Annotated in this window: 14 protein-coding genes and 2 pseudogenes; 4 read left to right on the forward strand and 12 right to left on the reverse strand. The window is 41.5% G+C overall.

Going from position 1 to position 14,989, the window contains the following annotated elements; all coding sequences use genetic code 11:
• Window positions 1-107 precede the first annotated feature (107 nt).
• The 10 genes and pseudogenes from HT696_RS09205 to rpmB form a co-directional block, all read right to left on the reverse strand.
• Window positions 108-323, reverse strand: a complete 216-nt coding sequence (locus HT696_RS09205) for a hypothetical protein (protein ID WP_001130036.1) — start codon at window positions 321-323, stop codon at window positions 108-110.
• A 106-nt stretch (window positions 324-429) separates the two neighbouring features.
• Window positions 430-543 (reverse strand): annotated as a pseudogene (locus HT696_RS10800) (SPFH domain-containing protein); the annotation flags it as partial.
• Between the two features lie 538 nt (window positions 544-1,081).
• The gene (ilvA, locus tag HT696_RS09210) at window positions 1,082-2,332 is read right to left on the reverse strand and encodes a threonine ammonia-lyase IlvA (protein ID WP_000952975.1); all 1,251 of its coding nucleotides are present in this window, start codon (window positions 2,330-2,332) and stop codon (window positions 1,082-1,084) included.
• Window positions 2,333-2,382: 50 nt separating this feature from the next.
• Complete coding sequence (locus tag HT696_RS09215) at window positions 2,383-2,739, reverse strand: ketol-acid reductoisomerase (RefSeq protein ID WP_173217925.1); 357 nt, start codon at window positions 2,737-2,739, stop codon at window positions 2,383-2,385.
• An 83-nt stretch (window positions 2,740-2,822) separates the two neighbouring features.
• A complete protein-coding gene (gene ilvC, locus HT696_RS09220) occupies window positions 2,823-3,845 on the reverse strand; it encodes a ketol-acid reductoisomerase (protein WP_000290683.1) in 1,023 nt (340 codons plus the stop codon).
• Window positions 3,846-3,910: 65 nt separating this feature from the next.
• A complete protein-coding gene (gene ilvN, locus HT696_RS09225) occupies window positions 3,911-4,387 on the reverse strand; it encodes an acetolactate synthase small subunit (protein ID WP_001253803.1) in 477 nt (158 codons plus the stop codon).
• A complete protein-coding gene (locus HT696_RS09230) occupies window positions 4,380-6,080 on the reverse strand; it encodes an acetolactate synthase large subunit (protein ID WP_173283586.1) in 1,701 nt (566 codons plus the stop codon). The genes ilvN and HT696_RS09230 overlap by 8 nt, the downstream gene beginning before the upstream one ends.
• Window positions 6,081-6,280: 200 nt before the next feature.
• On the reverse strand, window positions 6,281-7,948 hold the full coding sequence (locus HT696_RS09235; RefSeq protein ID WP_173217927.1) for a DAK2 domain-containing protein: 1,668 nt from the start codon (window positions 7,946-7,948) through the stop codon (window positions 6,281-6,283).
• Window positions 7,949-7,950: 2 nt separating this feature from the next.
• Entirely contained in the window at window positions 7,951-8,316 is a 366-nt protein-coding gene (locus HT696_RS09240) for an Asp23/Gls24 family envelope stress response protein (protein ID WP_050089938.1), read from the reverse strand.
• Between the two features lie 154 nt (window positions 8,317-8,470).
• Window positions 8,471-8,659: a 50S ribosomal protein L28 gene (gene rpmB, locus HT696_RS09245; protein WP_001140948.1), complete on the reverse strand. Its 189-nt coding sequence runs from the start codon at window positions 8,657-8,659 to the stop codon at window positions 8,471-8,473.
• 203 nt (window positions 8,660-8,862) lie between these two features.
• Here rpmB and HT696_RS09250 point away from each other — a divergent pair.
• Window positions 8,863-9,024: pseudogene (locus HT696_RS09250) on the forward strand (helix-turn-helix domain-containing protein); the annotation flags it as partial.
• Between the two features lie 130 nt (window positions 9,025-9,154).
• Here the strand turns inward: HT696_RS09250 and HT696_RS09255 are convergent.
• Together HT696_RS09255 and HT696_RS09260 are read right to left on the reverse strand one after the other, a co-directional pair.
• The gene (locus HT696_RS09255) at window positions 9,155-9,430 is read right to left on the reverse strand and encodes a glycosyltransferase (protein ID WP_345789497.1); all 276 of its coding nucleotides are present in this window, start codon (window positions 9,428-9,430) and stop codon (window positions 9,155-9,157) included.
• Window positions 9,431-9,923: 493 nt separating this feature from the next.
• On the reverse strand, window positions 9,924-11,468 hold the full coding sequence (locus HT696_RS09260; RefSeq protein ID WP_173218060.1) for a peptide chain release factor 3: 1,545 nt from the start codon (window positions 11,466-11,468) through the stop codon (window positions 9,924-9,926).
• Window positions 11,469-11,681: 213 nt separating this feature from the next.
• On the opposite strand from HT696_RS09260, the gene gatC reads away from it, so the two are divergent.
• The 3 genes from gatC to gatB are packed head-to-tail and all read left to right on the forward strand — an operon-like array spanning window position 11,682 to window position 14,892.
• Window positions 11,682-11,984 (forward strand): Asp-tRNA(Asn)/Glu-tRNA(Gln) amidotransferase subunit GatC, encoded by a 303-nt coding sequence (gene gatC / locus HT696_RS09265; RefSeq protein WP_000705419.1) that lies wholly within the window; start codon window positions 11,682-11,684, stop codon window positions 11,982-11,984.
• Window positions 11,984-13,450, forward strand: coding sequence for an Asp-tRNA(Asn)/Glu-tRNA(Gln) amidotransferase subunit GatA (gatA, locus tag HT696_RS09270; RefSeq protein ID WP_054393237.1), 1,467 nt, complete (start codon window positions 11,984-11,986; stop codon window positions 13,448-13,450). Before gatC ends, gatA begins: the two co-directional genes overlap by 1 nt.
• Window positions 13,450-14,892, forward strand: coding sequence for an Asp-tRNA(Asn)/Glu-tRNA(Gln) amidotransferase subunit GatB (gatB, locus tag HT696_RS09275; RefSeq protein ID WP_173282758.1), 1,443 nt, complete (start codon window positions 13,450-13,452; stop codon window positions 14,890-14,892). The genes gatA and gatB overlap by 1 nt, the downstream gene beginning before the upstream one ends.
• Window positions 14,893-14,989: the final 97 nt, after the last annotated feature.

The following is a 14,989-nucleotide window of genomic DNA, read 5'->3' on the forward strand; positions in this document are numbered from 1 at the left end:
AAAAGAAAAGGCTGCATCAACCGTGCAGTCTTTTTGCTGTCCAAAATGAAAAGGCAGATTCTCTATCTCTACTACTTGAGGGTCAGGAATCCGCCGTTATCCAAAGATTAATCTTCAAATTTTTCATGATTTTTTTCATAGAAATCAATTAGGCCTAGGGCTGTTTCAAATGAAATATTTTTTACTTTTGCACGACCCTGCGCCAGAGCAATGATAGACATTTCACGCGCATTCGTTTCTTTAGAGATACGGTAGCCTGTGATTTTCTTATCACGAACCCAGCCAACAACTGATTCTACTTTTTCAAAGTTTGACTTAGCCATGTTTTTCTCCTATTTTCTTCTTTACAATATTTAATTGTATACGTTTTTACTACTTTTGTCAATAAAAAAACATATATTCAACGAAAATAATTAGTTCATAATTTTCTTACTTCCTTTTTAAAGCCGATAATATATAGGTTTTGCTAGCCTCTACACCATAAATATTTGCTAATAAAAATATTGTATTATTACCCTCTTGAGGTGCAAAATTATTCAAGCTTTTAAAAAAATGCTTCTCTATTTCCGTAAGATAGCTTATTTCTTCGATTTAAGAACTGAAGATGACAGTTCTAACCTTTAGAAATCCAAGCCTTCACTAGCTCAAAAACTCCTATCTTTCTTCCTCAAAAAATCATCTGATAGATAGCTATTCCTTATATCCTTCAAATTCATCACTCATTTGGATATTGAGGTGCTAGCCTAAAACCAAACACCCGATTCTCTAAACCATCCTTAATAAAGATGACAAGACAGATAAGCTCAGTCAGTTGCTCATATATCCTTTTAATATGATATATTTGTCAGCAAAAAGAAAGCAAATCACATCTTAAAGACCGTGTGAGTTTACTTTTCAAAATAGACGGGAAATCAAAATGAAGGATGGAAATCTGAGCCAAACATCATAAGTGCTATAATGAACAGAAGTAAGAATTGCACGATAAGTTTCCTAAAACCATAGGAATCGCCCCCTTTCTTCATCTTCATTATAGCACCTATACATCAGTTGTGCAAATAATATGATATTTTTTTATTAGCCCTCAGACAAGCATATTATAAAGCGTTTCATTCCCATTTAAGTTAATATAAGCCGGATCAAAACCTTCCATTCGACGAATCAATCCTGCATAATCATGCTTATCTGCCAAAGCGATCCCAATCAATACAGGCCCTGTTCCCTTGCTAGCTCGTTTGATATACTCAAAACGTGTGATATCATCATTTGGTCCCAGGATATCATTTACAAACTCACGCAGAGCACCTGGACGCTGTGGAAAATTGACCACAAAGTAATGCTTGATACCATCATAAATCAAGGCACGTTCTTCCATTTCTGGCATACGGTTGATATCATTATTTCCTCCAGAAATGATACAACAAATGGTTTTCCCCTTGATATATTCAGCTAAAACTTCTAAAGAAGCGATACTAGCCGCTCCAGCAGGTTCTGCAACAATCCCTTGCTTGGAGTAGAGGTCAATCAAGGTTTCAGAAATCAATCCCTCATCAACACCTACTAAGGTTTGAACATGTTGACGGGTTGCTTCATAGGTCAACTGTCCTACCTTTTGCACAGCAATCCCATCCGCAAATTTGTCAATTTCCTTGAGCTTAACAGGTCCACCAGCTTCAAAGGCAGCCTTCATAGAACGCGCTCCATTCGCCTCTACTCCGATAACCTCAATCTCTGGACTTGTTTCCTTAATATAAGTAGAAACCCCAGCAATGAGACCACCACCTCCAACAGGAACTAAGACAGCATCAAAATCAATCGATTCTTTTCGAGCTTCTTCTAAAATCTCATAAGCAACAGTCCCTTGACCTGCTTGGACATGAGCATCATCAAAGGGATCAATAAAGGTACGATTTTCAGAGACTGTAAATTCTTGAGCTGCTTTAGCTGAGGCATCAAAGGTATCTCCAACTAGTTTAATGGTCACGAAATCCCCACCAAAAAAGCGAACCTGCCCAATTTTTTGTTGCGGAGTAGTAATGGGCATAAAAATAGTAGCAGGAATTTTCATCTCATTACAAGTATAGGCAACTCCCTGCGCATGATTTCCCGCAGAAGCGCAGACTACTCCACGCTCACGCTCTTCCTTGCTGAGCTGAGAAATAGCATAATAGGCACCACGAATTTTAAAGGAACGAACACGTTGGGCATTTTCCTTTTTCAAATAAATCTTAGCACCATACTTCTCCGATAAATAATGGTCATAATCAAGCGGTGTATTCACAACCACACCGTTCAAGACTTTATGAGCCTTGATTATATCTTTTGAACTTAACATATAAAACCTCTTTTTCTATAAAAAACAGTCACTAATGACTGTTTTTTTAGTTATTCATCTCCAAAAACTTCAGCAACACTTTCATGATATTTATGAGCCATACGAATTGAAAACTCTTTAGGAAGTTCATAACGATTTGTAGAAATCCAATCATATAACCATTCTGCCAAACTTTCTTCACTATCATTACGATGGAAGATAAAATAGTTTAAAATTTCTTTATATTCTACATCATTCAAATCCAGCGTGTCTACAAATTGACTACGAGGAACAAAATTAGAATCTAATTTTCTTAGTTGATCTGTCAATTCTCCCAATTGTAAATCCAACTGAAAAAATAATTTTTGCAGTTGCCTATCATTCTCATCACATCCTGTCTTGATAGAAAACAAATTGGTAATGTTCATATGATTTCAACTCCTAAATAAGTACATCTAATATCCCACGAATAGCTGAAGCTACTATTTTAGCAAAATTCTTTGCTTTCTAATTAGTTATAGATTTTGAATGCATCATCGTCGTTTTTACCAACGAAAGGCATTGCTTTACGCAATTCTGCACCAACTTTTTCAATTTCAAGGTTAGCTGCTTGTTCACGGTAAGCAGTCAATTTTGGACGTCCAGCTTTATAGTCATTGACAAAGTCATTTGCAAATTTACCATTTTGGATGTCTGCCAAGACAGCTTTCATGTTTTCTTTAACTTGTTCAGTGATTACACGTGGACCTGATACATAGTCACCGTACTCAGCAGTGTTTGAAATTGATTGACGCATTTTCTTGAATCCACCTTCATAGATCAAATCAACGATCAATTTCATTTCGTGAAGAACTTCAAAGTAAGCCAATTCTGGAGCGTAACCTGCTTCTGTCAAGACTTCGAAACCTGCTTCGATAAGGGCAGTCAAACCACCACAAAGTACAGCTTGTTCACCAAACAAATCTTCTTCAGTTTCTTCTTTGTATGTTGTTTCAAGAAGACCTACACGAGCTGCTCCAACACCTTTACACCAGTCCATAGCAATGTTTTTCGCATTTCCTGTTGCATCTTGGTATACGGCGTAAAGAGCTGGAACACCAAATCCTTCTTCATAAGTACGGCGTACCAAGTGTCCTGGTCCTTTAGGAGCACACATGAAGACATCTACATCTGCAGGAACTTTGATAAACTCAAAGTGAATGTTGAAACCATGGGCAAATCCAACTGCATTTCCAGCTTCCAAGTTTGGAGCGATTTCTGCTTCGTACAATTCTTGTTGGATTTCGTCTGGTGCCAAAATCATGATAACATCAGCCAATTTAGTTGCTTCTGCTACTGTATAAGTGTCAAATCCGTCTTCTTTTGCTTTGTCAAAAGATTTACCTGGACGTACACCGATGATGACATCGCGACCTGAATCACGCAAATTTTGCGCATGCGCATGTCCTTGTGAACCATAACCGATAACGGCAATTTTTTTACCGTCAAGTGCTGCTACTTTAACATCTTTTTCGTATTCCATTTGAACTGCCATAGTTTTTCTCTCTTTTCTATTATTTATTGCCTTTTAGGCTGGTTTAACAAATTTAAGTTGGATTTTTAATCACGGGTAAATCCTGTTGCACCCGTACGAGCGATATTGCGAATACCGTATGGTCGAATGACTCGCAATAGAGCTTCACTCTTTTCGGCATTTCCTGTCATTTGAATGGTAATCGAGCTTGGCGCTACGTCTACCACTGTTGCACGGAAAGGTTGAATAATCGCTAGAATCTCAGCTCGCTTCTCAGCTGGCGCTGACATCTTAACCAAAATCACCTCGCGTTCCAAGTGTGGTTTATCCGTAATATCTCGAATGCGAATCACATCAATCTGACGATTGAGCTGCTTGATGATTTGCTCCACTTCATCATGTGAAGCTACATCAATAATAATGGTGATACGCGATACATTCGGATCTTCTGTTGCTCCAACAGAGATGCTTTCGATATTAACCTGACGGCGAGACAGGACACCGGTAAAGCGATTGAGGACTCCCGAACGATTTTGTAGTTTTGCTGTTAACATTCTACGCATGGAACTTCACCCCCAACATCTCATGATTGCTCTTACCAGCTGGCACCATTGGTAACACCTGCTCCTTACGAGAAATATCTACCTCGATTAGCATAGGAACATCCTCAGTGATGACTTCAAGGTCTTGAGCCAAGGTCTCAGGATTGTCAAATTTATAGTTTTTAATACCGTAAGCTTGTGCCATCAATTGGAAATCAGGAAGGGTATCAAAGACTGACTCAGATGTTCTACCTTCATAGAAGGATTCCTGCCACTGACGAACCATTCCAAGTGAGTGGTTGTTCAGCATAACCACCTTGATTGGCACCTTGTAAATGTTCAAAATCGCCAATTCCTGATTAGTCATTTGGAAACCGCCATCCCCAACAAACAAGACTACTTCCTTATCTGGGTTAGCAATTTTAGCCCCGATTGCTGCTGGAATTCCAAATCCCATGGTTCCTAAACCACCTGAAGTCACTAACTGACGTTCATTTTGGTAGGGATAATACTGGGCTGTCCACATTTGGTGTTGACCTACGTCTGTGACCACAATGGCATCTCCGTTAGTTAATTCACCAATTCGTTCAATAACAGCTTGCGGTTGAACTACACGCTCTTTCTTATCATAAGAACGAACGCGGTTCTTGTCTTTGGTAACTTTTTCAATCCATTTCTCAGTATTGTTATGAACTGTTGGTTCTGCTAGCAACATTTGCAAGGCTTTCTTAGCATCTCCAACTACAAGAATATCTGCACTGATAATCTTACCAATCTCAGCTGGGTCAATATCAATGTGAGCAACCTTAGCATTCTTAGCAAAAGTCTTTGGATTCCCCGTCAAACGGTCATCGAAACGGCAACCAATACTAATCATAAAGTCCGCTTCCGTCATGGCAATATTAGCTGCGAATGACCCGTGCATGCCTCCCATTCCAAGGAAGAGTGGATGACTCGTTGCAATCGTTCCTTGTCCCAAAAGACTGGTTACCACCGGAATTTGATAGCGTTCTGCAAATTCATTTAATTCTGCAGCAGCTTCAGCATAACTAATTCCACCACCAGCTAGCAAGACTGGCTTTTTAGCCTTGGATAATTGCTTCAAGATTTTCTTGATTTGCATATCATTTGGCTCAAGAGTCGGCTGATAGCTTGGTAGGTTCACTTCTGATGAATAGATGAAGTCTGTTTCTAAAGCAGATACGTCTTTAGGTAGGTCAATTACAACTGGCCCTGGACGGCCTGTAGTTGCGATATGGACAGCTTCCGTAATGATACGAGGAATATCAGCTGTCTCACGAACTTGGTAATTGTACTTAGTGATTGGCATGGTAATTCCCACGATGTCTGCCTCCTGAAAGGCATCCTTCCCAATCCCTGCTCGCGCCACCTGACCTGTAAAGACCAAAAGGGGAACACTATCGCTCATGGCATCCGCAATCCCTGTAATGGCATTTGTTGCTCCCGGTCCGCTAGTAACGACGGCAACACCCAACTTTCCAGTTGATTTAGCATAACCTTCAGCTTCATGCAGACAGCCTTGCTCATGGCGTCCTAGAATGTGGCGAATGCCTTTAAAATTATATATCGCATCATAAAAAGGCAAGACTGCACCACCAGGATAGCCAAAGATGGTATCAATTCCTAAATCACGAAGTGTTTCCAAAACTAGGTCAGACCCCGTCTTAGGAGATTCTAAACTGATTTTCTCCATTGTTCCCCTTTCTTTCCTCTTAAAAATAACTTGTTACTATCATACCACTTTTTCAAAATTTTTCAAGACAAAAGAAGAAATTTTCTGAATTTTCTATTTTAACGTTTATTTATGAATGTTATTTTGGTTTTTATTTAAAAGATACCGATTTCATTATTTAAAAAGAAAAAAAGAACTGATTTCTCAGTCCTTCATTAATCTTATTCTACACTAAATAGGTATGGGTAAACAGGTTGTTGACCTTGGTGAATCTCGACTTCAACGTCTTCGAATTCTTCTGCGATTTCTTGAGCAATTTCATTGGCAAGTTCTTCGCTTCCGTCTTCACCGACATAGAAGGTTACGATTTCACTATCTTCATCCAACATATGTTTCAAAGTTTCTGTCAAGGTTTGGTGCATGTCAGGGTTTGACACGAGAATTTTCCCATCCACCATACCTAGATTATCATTTTCATGGATTTCTAAGCCATCAATGGTTGTATCACGCACAGCTGTTGTGACGCTTCCGCTAACGACATCGCTAAGAGCAGCTGTCATACGCTCTTGGTTTTCTTCGATGGACTTACTTGGATCAAAAGCAAGAAGACTTGTCAAACCTTGAGGAAGAGTGCGAGCTTCCACCACTACTGCTGGTTGCTCCAAAACTTCTGCTGCAGATTGAGCTGCCATGAAGATGTTTTTGTTGTTTGGCAGGAAGATAATGTTACGAGCGTTGACCTGTTCAACAGCCTTGATAAAGTCTTCTGTTGAAGGGTTCATGGTTTGACCGCCTTCGATAACATAATCCACACCTTGAGAACGGAAGATATCTGCTAGACCTTTACCAGCCACCACGGCAATCAAAGCATACTCTTTTTCTTCAGCTGGCTTGCTAACTTGAGCAGCTTCTTTCTCAACCTGTGCTTCGTGTTGGTTACGCATATTGTCAACTTTTACCTTGACCAAGCTACCATATTTGAGACCTTCTTGCATGACAAGTCCTGGATCTTCTGTATGGACATGGACTTTGACGATTTCATCATCATTGACAACGAGGAGAGAATCTCCAAGTTCATTCAAGTAGTTACGGAATTCATCGTAGTCAAAATCTTTGGCATAGGTTGGACCTTGCTTAAGAGCTACCATGATTTCAGTACAGTAACCAAAGTTGATGTCCTCAGTCGCCACATGACCAGCCACAGACTTGTGGTGCTCTGCATTGATCATTTCACTCATGTTGGCAGGAGTGGCTACAAAGTCCTCAGATGCAATATATTCGCCAGTAAGGGCTGAAAGGAAACCTTCGTAGATGAAAACCAATCCTTGACCACCCGAGTCCACAACGCCAACTTCCTTCAAGACTGGAAGCATGTCTGGTGTTTTAGCTAGAGCTGTTTTAGCACCTTCTAAAGCTGCGCGCATGACTTCAACAGCGTCATCTGTTTGCTCAGCTTTTTTCTTAGCACCGATAGCAGCACCACGAGAAACTGTCAAAATCGTTCCTTCAACTGGCTTCATCACTGCCTTATAGGCAACTTCCACACCTGATTGGAAGGCAAGGGCCAAGTCTTGACCTGTTAACTCGTCTTTATCCTTGATCGCTTGTGAAAATCCACGGAAAAGCTGAGACGTAATAACTCCTGAGTTCCCCCGCGCACCCATCAAAAGACCTTTGGCAAGAATGCTCGCTACCTCGCCAACTGTAGAAGCTGGCTTGTCTGCAACTTCTTTAGCACCATTTTCAATGGTCATTCCCATATTTGTCCCAGTATCTCCATCTGGAACAGGGAAGACGTTTAATGAATTGACATATTCAGCTTGCTTATTCAAGCGAGTTGATGCAGCCTGCACCATTTCTTGAAATAAGCTAGTAGTAATTTTTGACACGGTTATTCTCCTACAACTTTGATATTTTGAATGTAGACATTTACAGTCTGAGCAGTAATTCCAAGCTGGTTTTCCAAGCTAAAGGCAACACGCTCTTGAATGTTTTTTGACACTTCACTAATCTTTGTTCCGTAGCTCAACACGGTATACACATCAACTGCAATGCTTCCATCTTCGGCTGCCTTTACGACGACACCTTTGGAATAATTTTCCTTACCTAGAAGGGCTTGGAAATTATCTTTGAGGGCATTTTTACTAGCCATACCGACCACACCAAAAATCTCAGTTGTTGCACCGCCTACGACAGTTGCAATCACTTCATCTGTTAGTTCGATTTGACCATCTTTTGTATTAATTTTTACAGTCATCCTTTTTACCTCAACTAGTTGATACTCTATTTTATCATATTTCAGCCCAAGTGTAAAAGCAGAATACTGTATCAGCGGATATTTACTCTGCTTTTAAAATGATTTTTTCGCTATGACAAAAGAAAAAGACCCTGAGGTCTCCTTGCTTTTATTATTAAACGCGTTCAACTTTACCTGATTTCAAAGCACGAGCTGAAGCCCAAACTTTTTTAGGTTTACCATCGATAAGAACAGTAACTTTTTGAAGGTTTGGTTTTACGGCACGTTTTGTTTGGTTCATCGCGTGTGAACGGTTGTTTCCTGATACAGTCTTACGACCTGTAAAGTAACATACTTTAGCCATTGTGTTTTCCTCCTATTAGATCTAATATAGCGGATGTGCTAGCACCACATACCGTACTATGTTATCACACTTTCTTCATTTTTGCAAGGGAATTGGAAGATTTTTTTATTTATTGTGATTCGAATGCGATAATGTCTTTAGTAAATCGAACGTGAAAATGTCCCATTTGGTAGAATAGTCATATGAAAAGGATCCAACTGAATATGAATGAAACGAAAAAATATCTTGTGATAAAAGCTATAGACCAAGGAAAGAAAACAAAGAATCGAGCCTGTGTCGAACTCAATCTTTCTGAAAGACAAATCAATCGTCTGCTACTAGTCTATCAACAGAAAGGAAAAGAAGCCTTCAGACACGGAAACAGAGAATTGGAAGATTTTTTATTTGTGTCTTAAATCAGATTTTACGTGACATTTTCTGCTCTTCACATGTCATTGTTGATTAACAAAAAACAACATTGAAAATAGGTGTATAAAAATCATCTCTAACTACTACTCAGGAGATGCCTGTTAAGTCTAAGTACCACAGCTCATCTATCGGTTTTCTCACTATAATATCCAAGTCTAAATACAATACACGAACCTCACTTACATACTTAGGGATAAAATACCTAAATAAGGTAGCGTAAGAAAGTCCCTCAAAGGGTAAACGATAATCTTTCAGAATACTACTGTCAATCGGAAAATCATCATTAAAAATATAAAACTTCCGATTATCATAACGAATACACAGGGACTTTATTGTTGTTTCAACTTTATTCATACTGAGCATTACCTGCGCCTAAGACAATCGCTTTTTTCTCGTCTCTCATTCTCTATCTCATTTCTTTTTTATTCCCATCATATGTTTGGGGAGCTTACTTTCCATTATGACGGCAAAGCGTTTAGATAAGGCTATTTTTTACACCACGACACGGGGCTTGGCAAATCGATTCCATTTGCCAAACGTAGTTAGTAAAGCAGTTAGCTAGACCACTCACTACCAGTTACGACGGAAAGTTTTACGAATCTATACCATTCGTGGACTTTGCCTAGTGAAGCGTTTAGGTAAGGCTATTTTTTACATTACGACACGGAGTTTTACAAATCGATCCTATTTGCCAAACGTAGTTAGTGAGGCAGTTACCGCTTGCTAACTGTTACGACGTAAAGTTTTACGAATCGATATTATTCGTAAAACTTTACTAGTGGAGCGCCTAGCCAAGTTCCATAGAAACTTGGCGTTAGTTACTTAGATTGTTACACAATCAAGTAACTTTGGCGATCTACATTTTTTCTTCCAACTCTACATCTGGATACTTGTCCGCAAACCAACGGAGGGCAAAGTCATTTTCAAAGAGGAAGACTGGTTGGTCAAAGCGGTCTTTAGCCAAGATATTGCGACTTGACGACATGCGTTCATCCAAGTCCTCAGGCTTGATCCAACGAACGGTCTTTTTCCCCATTGGGCTCATGACGACTTCCGCATTGTACTCGCCCTCCATACGGTGCTTAAAGACTTCAAACTGGAGTTGACCTACAGCTCCCAGCATATACTCGCCTGTTTGGTAATTCTTATAAAGCTGAATAGCCCCCTCTTGCACCAGTTGCTCAATCCCCTTGTGGAAGGATTTTTGCTTCATGACATTCTTGGCAGAAACTTTCATGAAAATCTCAGGTGTAAAGGTTGGCAGTGGTTCAAATTCAAATTTGTTTTTCCCAACTGTCAAGGTATCCCCAACTTGATAAGTACCTGTATCGTATACACCGATAATATCACCCGCCACGGCATTGGTTACATTCTCACGACTTTCCGCCATAAACTGAGTAACATTTGACAGCTTAGCTCCCTTACCAGTACGAGGCAGGTTGACACTCATACCACGCTCAAATTCGCCTGATACGATACGGACAAAGGCAATACGGTCACGGTGACGAGGGTCCATGTTGGCTTGGATTTTAAAGACAAATCCTGAGAAATCCTTGTCGTACGGATCCACAACTTCACCGTCTGTTTTCTTGTGTCCATGTGGTTCTGGAGCAAACTTGAGGAAGGTCTCAAGGAAGGTCTGCACACCAAAGTTTGTCAAAGCTGAACCAAAGAAGACAGGTGTCAATTCTCCAGCAAGGATAGCTTCCTCTGAAAACTCATTTCCAGCTTCATTTAAAAGTTCAATATCATCTTTGACTTGCTCGTAGAAAGGATTGCTACCAAAAAGCTTATCCCCATCTTCTAAACTAGCAAAACGCTCATCCCCCTTGTAGAGCTCCAAGCGTTGATTATAGAGGTCATACAAGCCTTCAAAAGCTTTCCCCATCCCGATTGGCCAGTTCATCGGATAGCTCGCAATGCCCAATACTTCTTCCAATTCTTGCAAGAGGTCCAGTGGCTCACGACCGTCACGGTCCAGCTTGTTCATAAAGGTAAAGACTGGAATGCCACGGTGTTTCACAACCTCAAACAATTTCTTGGTTTGCGCCTCGATACCCTTGGCAGAGTCCACAACCATGACCGCAGCATCCACCGCCATCAAGGTACGATAGGTATCTTCTGAAAAGTCCTCGTGCCCTGGGGTGTCTAGGATGTTGACGCGCTTGCCATCGTAATCAAACTGCATAACAGATGAAGTCACCGAAATCCCACGTTGCTTCTCGATATCCATCCAGTCAGACTTGGCAAAAGTCCCTGTTTTCTTTCCTTTTACGGTACCAGCCTCACGAATCTCACCCCCAAAGTAGAGCAACTGCTCCGTTATGGTTGTTTTCCCCGCGTCCGGGTGGGAGATGATGGCAAAGGTACGACGTTTCTTAATTTCTTCTTGAATATTCATAAGTTCTCTTTCTTTAGATTCTCTATTTTCCTTGTTTCGATAGCTAAGAATGATTTTTACATTGGATTTTACCATTCCTTTCAACACTCCATTATATCGGATTTTAGCATTTTTTTCAATTTCTATTTCTTTTCACTTATCCCTCCCTTATTTATAGGAAAATATGGTAAAATAGAACAGACTAAAAATCATCATTTCACGAAAGGATGCAAGATGAAAATTACGCAAGAAGAGGTAACACACGTTGCCAATCTTTCAAAATTAAGATTCTCTGAAGAAGAAACTGCTGCCTTTGCGACTACCTTGTCTAAGATTGTTGACATGGTTGAATTGCTGGGCGAAGTTGACACAACTGGTGTCGCACCTACTACGACTATGGCTGACCGCAAGACTGTACTCCGCCCTGATGTGGCCGAAGAAGGAACAGACCGTGATCGCTTGTTTAAAAACGTACCTGAAAAAGACAACTACTATATCAAGGTACCAGCTATCCTAGACGATGGAGGAGATGCCTAATGACTTTTAACAATAAAACCATTGAAGACTTGCACAATCTCCTTGTTTCTAAGGAAATTTCAGCAACGGAATTGACCCAAGCTACGCTTGAAGATATCAAGTCTCGCGAGACAGCTATCAACGCTTTTGTTACCATCGCTGAGGAGCAAGCCCTTGCTCAAGCCAAGGCTATTGACCAAGCTGGAATCGATGCTGATAATGTCCTTTCAGGAATTCCGCTTGCAGTAAAGGATAACATCTCTACAGACGGTATTCTCACAACTGCCGCCTCAAAAATGCTCTACAACTACGAGCCTATCTTTGATGCGACAGCCGTTGCTAATGCCAAAGCTAAAGGTATGATTGTTGTTGGAAAGACTAACATGGACGAGTTTGCCATGGGTGGTTCAGGTGAAACTTCTCACTACGGTGCCACTAAAAATGCTTGGGATCGGACCAAGGTTCCTGGTGGTTCTTCAAGTGGTTCAGCCGCAGCTGTAGCCTCAGGACAAGTCCGCTTGTCACTTGGTTCTGATACCGGTGGTTCTATCCGCCAACCTGCTGCCTTCAACGGGATTGTTGGTCTCAAACCAACCTACGGAACGGTTTCTCGTTTCGGTCTCATTGCCTTTGGTAGCTCATTAGACCAGATTGGACCTTTCGCACCAACTGTTAAGGAAAACGCCCTCTTGCTCAACGCTATTGCCAGCGAAGATGCCAAAGACTCTACTTCTGCTCCTGTCCGCATCGCCGACTTTACTTCAAAAATCGGTCAAGACATCAAGGGCATGAAAATTGCTTTACCTAAGGAATACCTAGGCGAAGGAATTGACCCAGAGGTTAAGGAAACCATTCTGAATGCTGCTAAGCACTTTGAAAAATTGGGCGCTATCGTCGAAGAAGTCAGCCTTCCTCACTCTAAATACGGTGTTGCCGTTTACTACATCATCGCTTCATCAGAAGCTTCATCAAACTTGCAACGTTTTGACGGTATCCGTTACGGCTACCGCGCAGAAGATGCAAGCAACCTTAATGAAATCTATGTAAACAGCCGTAGCCAAGGTTTCGGTGAAGAAGTGAAACGCCGTATCATGCTAGGTACTTTCAGCCTTTCATCAGGTTACTACGATGCTTACTACAAGAAAGCTGGTCAAGTCCGTACCCTCATCATTCAAGATTTCGAAAACGTCTTCGCGGATTATGACTTGATTTTGGGTCCAACTGCTCCAAGTGTTGCTTATGACTTGGACTCACTCAACCATGACCCAGTTGCCATGTACTTGGCTGACCTTTTGACTATACCTGTAAACTTGGCAGGACTGCCTGGAATTTCGATTCCAGCTGGATTCTCTCAAGGTCTACCAGTCGGTCTGCAATTGATTGGTCCTAAGTACTCTGAAGAAACCATTTACCAAGTTGCTGCTGCCTTTGAAGCAACAACAGACTACCATAAACAACAACCCGTGATTTTTGGAGGTGACAACTAATGAACTTTGAAACAGTCATTGGACTTGAAGTCCACGTAGAGCTCAACACCAATTCAAAAATCTTCTCACCTACTTCTGCCCACTTCGGAAATGACCAAAATGCCAACACCAACGTGATTGACTGGTCTTTCCCAGGAGTTCTGCCAGTTCTCAATAAGGGTGTAGTCGATGCTGGTATCAAGGCGGCTCTTGCCCTCAACATGGACATCCACAAAAAAATGCACTTTGACCGCAAGAACTACTTCTACCCTGATAATCCCAAAGCCTACCAAATTTCTCAGTTTGATGAGCCAATCGGTTACAACGGCTGGATTGAAGTGGAGCTAGAAGACGGTACAACTAAGAAAATCGGTATCGAACGCGCCCACCTAGAGGAAGATGCTGGTAAGAACACCCACGGTACAGATGGCTACTCTTATGTTGACCTCAACCGTCAAGGGGTACCATTGATTGAGATTGTATCTGAAGCCGACATGCGCTCGCCAGAAGAAGCCTACGCTTACCTAACTGCCCTCAAGGAAGTCATCCAGTACGCTGGCATTTCTGACGTTAAGATGGAAGAAGGTTCTATGCGTGTGGATGCCAATATCTCTCTTCGTCCGTATGGTCAAGAAAAATTCGGTACCAAGACAGAGTTGAAGAACCTCAATTCCTTCTCAAACGTCCGCAAGGGGCTTGAATACGAAGTCCAACGTCAAGCCGAAATCCTACGCTCAGGTGGTCAAATCCGCCAAGAAACACGCCGTTACGATGAAGCTAACAAGGCAACCATCCTCATGCGTGTCAAAGAAGGAGCTGCAGACTACCGCTACTTCCCAGAACCAGACCTACCTCTCTTTGAAATCTCAGACGAGTGGATCGAGGAAATGCGCACTGAATTGCCAGAGTTTCCAAAAGAACGCCGTGCTCGCTACGTGGCTGACCTTGGTTTGTCAGACTACGATGCTAGCCAGTTGACTGCAAACAAAGTCACTTCTGACTTCTTTGAGAAAGCTGTGGCTCTCGGAGGAGATGCCAAACAAGTCTCTAACTGGCTCCAAGGCGAAGTCGCTCAGTTCTTGAACGCTGAAGGCAAGACACTGGAACAAATCGAATTGACACCAGAAAACTTGGTTGAAATGATTGCCATCATCGAAGACGGCACTATCTCTTCTAAGATTGCTAAGAAAGTCTTTGTCCACCTTGCTAAAAATGGCGGTGGCGCGCGTGAATACGTGGAAAAAGCAGGTATGGTTCAAATCTCAGATCCAGAAATCTTGATTCCAATCATCCACCAAGTCTTTGCGGATAACGAAGCCGCGGTTGCCGACTTCAAGTCAGGTAAACGTAACGCAGACAAGGCCTTCACAGGCTTCCTTATGAAAGCAACCAAAGGCCAAGCCAACCCACAAGACGCCCTTAAACTTCTTGCACAAGAATTGGCGAAGTTGAAAGAAGGGTAATATGTAAAAGAAACCAGCCCTGAGGTTGGTTTTTTCGCTCCTACGGTAAATTCCCAAACTAACTTCCACCGCTAATCCAAGTGGAAGTTAGTCTGAT

Origin of the sequence: Streptococcus sp. 9903 (assembly GCF_013276625.1) — a bacterium.
Lineage (GTDB): Bacteria > Bacillota > Bacilli > Lactobacillales > Streptococcaceae > Streptococcus.

Bases quoted from the DNA above. Each gene is read 5' to 3' on its own strand.
- HT696_RS09205 (WP_001130036.1), bottom strand. From the start codon at position 323: ATGGCTAAGTCAAACTTTGAAAAAGTAGAATCAGTTGTTGGCTGGGTT.
- ilvA (WP_000952975.1), bottom strand. From the start codon at position 2,332: ATGTTAAGTTCAAAAGATATAATCAAGGCTCATAAAGTCTTGAACGGT.
- HT696_RS09215 (WP_173217925.1), bottom strand. From the start codon at position 2,739: ATGAACATTACCAATTTGTTTTCTATCAAGACAGGATGTGATGAGAAT.
- ilvC (WP_000290683.1), bottom strand. From the start codon at position 3,845: ATGGCAGTTCAAATGGAATACGAAAAAGATGTTAAAGTAGCAGCACTT.
- ilvN (WP_001253803.1), bottom strand. From the start codon at position 4,387: ATGCGTAGAATGTTAACAGCAAAACTACAAAATCGTTCGGGAGTCCTC.
- HT696_RS09230 (WP_173283586.1), bottom strand. From the start codon at position 6,080: ATGGAGAAAATCAGTTTAGAATCTCCTAAGACGGGGTCTGACCTAGTT.
- HT696_RS09240 (WP_050089938.1), bottom strand. From the start codon at position 8,316: ATGACTGTAAAAATTAATACAAAAGATGGTCAAATCGAACTAACAGAT.
- rpmB (WP_001140948.1), bottom strand. From the start codon at position 8,659: ATGGCTAAAGTATGTTACTTTACAGGTCGTAAGACTGTATCAGGAAAC.
- HT696_RS09255 (WP_345789497.1), bottom strand. From the start codon at position 9,430: ATGCTCAGTATGAATAAAGTTGAAACAACAATAAAGTCCCTGTGTATT.
- HT696_RS09260 (WP_173218060.1), bottom strand. From the start codon at position 11,468: ATGAATATTCAAGAAGAAATTAAGAAACGTCGTACCTTTGCCATCATC.
- gatC (WP_000705419.1), top strand. From the start codon at position 11,682: ATGAAAATTACGCAAGAAGAGGTAACACACGTTGCCAATCTTTCAAAA.
- gatA (WP_054393237.1), top strand. From the start codon at position 11,984: ATGACTTTTAACAATAAAACCATTGAAGACTTGCACAATCTCCTTGTT.
- gatB (WP_173282758.1), top strand. From the start codon at position 13,450: ATGAACTTTGAAACAGTCATTGGACTTGAAGTCCACGTAGAGCTCAAC.